At 73.2% G+C, this 3,263-nt stretch carries 2 protein-coding genes and 1 pseudogene; 1 reads left to right on the top strand and 2 read right to left on the bottom strand.

Annotated features, from left to right (window positions below; translation table 11 throughout):
• Positions 1-48: 48 nt before the first annotated feature.
• Positions 49-1,989 (bottom strand): acetate--CoA ligase, encoded by a 1,941-nt coding sequence (gene acs, locus HMPREF3105_RS08020; protein ID WP_061867654.1) that lies wholly within the window; start codon positions 1,987-1,989, stop codon positions 49-51.
• Between the two features lie 234 nt (positions 1,990-2,223).
• Here acs and nth point away from each other — a divergent pair, with 234 nt between their 5' ends.
• On the top strand, positions 2,224-3,030 hold the full coding sequence (nth, locus tag HMPREF3105_RS08015) for an endonuclease III (protein ID WP_070709151.1): 807 nt from the start codon (positions 2,224-2,226) through the stop codon (positions 3,028-3,030).
• Positions 3,031-3,051: 21 nt separating this feature from the next.
• On the opposite strand, the pseudogene HMPREF3105_RS08010 reads toward nth, so the two are convergent.
• A pseudogene (locus HMPREF3105_RS08010) lies at positions 3,052-3,263 on the bottom strand (NAD(P)/FAD-dependent oxidoreductase); the annotation flags it as partial.

The raw sequence follows: 3,263 nt of genomic DNA, 5'->3' as shown, positions 1-3,263 counted from the left end.
CCCGGACCGCACGCAGCGTGCGGACCGGGGCGGCGTCGTCGTGCCGGCTCAGGCCTTCGGGGCGAGCGTCTCCACGATGCGCTGCATGACCGTGGGGTCGGCCAGCGTGGTGGAGTCGCCCGGGTCGCGGCCCTCGGCCACGTCCTTGAGCAGGCGGCGCATGATCTTGCCGGAGCGCGTCTTGGGCAGCTCGGGGACCACGAGCACGCGCTTGGGCTTGGCGATGGGGCCGATGTTCTTGCCCACGTGCTGCCGCAGCTCCTCCTCGACCTCGGCGACGTCGCGATCGGCCGCGGCGGCGTCCTCGGTGAGCAGGACGAACGCGACGACCGCCTCGCCCGTGGTCTCATCCTTCGCGCCGACCACCGCGGACTCGGCCACGGACGGGTGCGCCACGAGGGAGGACTCGATCTCGGTGGTGGACAGGCGGTGGCCGGAGACGTTCATGACGTCGTCCACGCGGCCCAGCAGCCAGATGTCGCCGTCCTCGTCGTAGCGGGCGCCGTCGCCGGCGAAGTACATGCCGGGGAAGCGGGACCAGTAGGTCTCCTTGAAGCGCTCCCGGTCGCCCCAGATGCCGCGCAGCATGGACGGCCACGGCTCGCGCACCACGAGGAAGCCCGCGCTCGTGTCCGTCATGGGCTCGCCGAGCTCGTCCACGACCTCCAGCACGACGCCGGGCACCGGCCTCTGGGCGGAACCGGGCTTGAGGGTGGTCACGCCGGGCAGCGGGGTGAGCATGTGGGCGCCTGTCTCGGTCTGCCACCAGGTGTCCACGATGGGGCAGCGGCCGGCGCCGATGACCTCGTGGTACCAGCGCCAGGCCTCCGGGTTGATGGCCTCGCCCACGGAGCCGAGCACGCGCAGGCTGGAGAGGTCGTACTCGTCCGGGATGTGCCGGCCCCACTTCATGAACGTGCGGATCGCCGTCGGCGCCGTGTAGAGGATGCTCACGCCGTACTTCTGCACGATCTCCCACCAGCGGCCCTGGTGCGGGGAGTCCGGGGTGCCCTCGTAGATCACCTGGGTGGCGCCGTTGACCAGCGGCGCATAGGCGACGTAGGAGTGCCCGGTGACCCAGCCGACGTCGGCGGTGCACCAGAAGACGTCCGACTCCGGGTGCAGGTCGAAGGTGTCGTGGTGGGTGGCCGCGGCCTGCACGAGGTAGCCGCCGGTGGTGTGCAGGATGCCCTTCGGCTTCCCGGTGGTACCGGAGGTGTAGAGGATGTAGAGCGGGTGCTCGGCGTCGTGCCACACGAGCTCGTGCTCGTCGGACTGGGCGTCCACGACGTCGTGCCACCACAGGTCGCGGCCCTCGGTCATCTCGACCTCGGCCTCGTTGCGGCGGACCACGAGCACGTGCTCGGCGGTGTGGCCGGGCGCGGAGAGGGCCTGGTCCACGGCGGGCTTGAGCATGGAGGGCTTGCCGCGGCGGAAGGAGCCGTCGGCCGTGACGACGAGCTTGGCCTCGGCGTCGTCCACGCGGGAGCGCAGGGCGTCGGAGGAGAAGCCGCCGAAGACCACGGAGTGGACCGCGCCGATGCGCGCGCACGCGAGCATCGTGATGACGGCCTCCGGGATCATCGGCAGGTAGACGGCCACGCGGTCTCCCTTGGTCACGCCGAGGGACTCGAACGCGTTGGCGGCGCGCCGGACCTCGGCGGCCAGGTCGGCGTAGGTGTAGGTCCGGGTGTCGCCGGGCTCGCCCTCGAAGTGGATGGCCACGCGGTCGCCGTGGCCGGCCTCGACGTGGCGGTCCAGGGCGTTGTACGCGGCGTTGGTGGTGCCGCCGACGAACCACTTCGCGAAGGGCGCGTCGGACCAGTCCAGGACGTCGGTGAAGTCCTGCTCCCAGTGCAGGATCTCGCGGGCGCGGCGGGCCCAGTAGGCCAGGCGGTCCTCGGCGGCCTCCTCGTAGAGGTCGGCTCCGGCCACCGCCTGGGCGGCGAACTCGGTCGGGGGCGGGAACGTGGGGATCTGCTCGTCCATCGACGGGGTCCTTTCGGGGTGGTGCGGTCGGTGCGCGGCACGGATGTGACGCGTCCCACACTAGTCTCCCGCCTCAGCATGCCGCGCGCGGCGTCGTCGCCACAAATCCTCGGGTCCTGTGTGTCGCATCGCACCCAGAAGCGGGGGCCGGACGCGGTGCGGACGTCGGCATGTGCCCCGCTCCCTAGGATGGTCGGACCTGAGCGGATCGCACGAGGGCGGGAGGACGCGCGGATGGAGACGGAGTCGACGGGCACGCCGACCGGGGAGACCCGGCTGGCCCTGGTGCGCCGGGCGCGGCGGATCGACCGGATCCTGGCCGAGACGTACCCGTACGCCGTCGCCGAGCTGGACTTCGAGACGCCGTTCGAGCTGCTCGTGGCCACGGTGCTGTCCGCCCAGACCACCGACGTGCGCGTCAACGCGGCCACGCCGGCGCTGTTCGCCCGCTTCCCGGATGCCCACGCGATGGCGGCGGCCACCGAGCCCGAGCTGCAGGAGCTCGTGCGCTCCACGGGGTTCTACCGGAACAAGGCCTCGGCGATCCTGCGGCTGTCCCAGGAGCTCGTGGCCCGGCACGACGGCGAGGTCCCCGCCCGTCTCGAGGACCTCGTGGCGCTGCCCGGGGTGGGGCGCAAGACCGCGTTCGTGGTGCTCGGCAGCGCCTTCGGCCAGCCCGGGATCACGGTGGACACGCACGTCGGCCGGCTGGCCCGACGCCTGGGGTTCACGGACGAGACCGACCCGGTGAAGGTGGAGCACGCCGTGGGCGCCCTGTTCCCGCGCCGTGACTGGACGATGCTCTCCCACCGGCTGATCTTCCACGGCCGCCGCGTGTGCCACGCGCGCCGCCCGGCGTGCGGGGCGTGCCCGATCGCCCGCTGGTGCCCGTCCTACGGCGAGGGGGAGACCGACCCCGAGCGGGCGCGCGCCCTGCTCGCCTACGAGCTCAAGCCCGGCCGGGAGGAGCTGCTCGAGCTCCTGCGCGCGGGGCGGACGCGCCGCGAGCTGCGCGCGCTCGGCCACGGACTGGAGGCCTGACCGCCCGGCTGGTCCACCCGCTCAGCCCGCGGTGAGGCCCGCGAGGATCGCGTCGACGGCCCGGCGCGCGTGCACCCCCACGCCCGCGAGCGTGGCCGAGGCGGCCCCGCACCAGTCGTCGTAGCCGAGCAGGTGCAGCCCCGGCACGTCCACCGAGGCGGTCGGCAGCGCACGCTCCGTCGCCGGCGCCCCGGAGGGGCGGCGGGTCAGCTCGAGGCTCCGCAGGTGGCGCA

Origin of the sequence: Micrococcus sp. HMSC31B01, assembly GCF_001816085.1 — a bacterium.
Taxonomy (GTDB): Bacteria; Actinomycetota; Actinomycetes; order Actinomycetales; family Micrococcaceae; genus Micrococcus; species Micrococcus luteus.
Note: the sequence above shows the minus strand (reverse complement) of the source record. Positions and strands in the feature narration are given on the sequence as shown.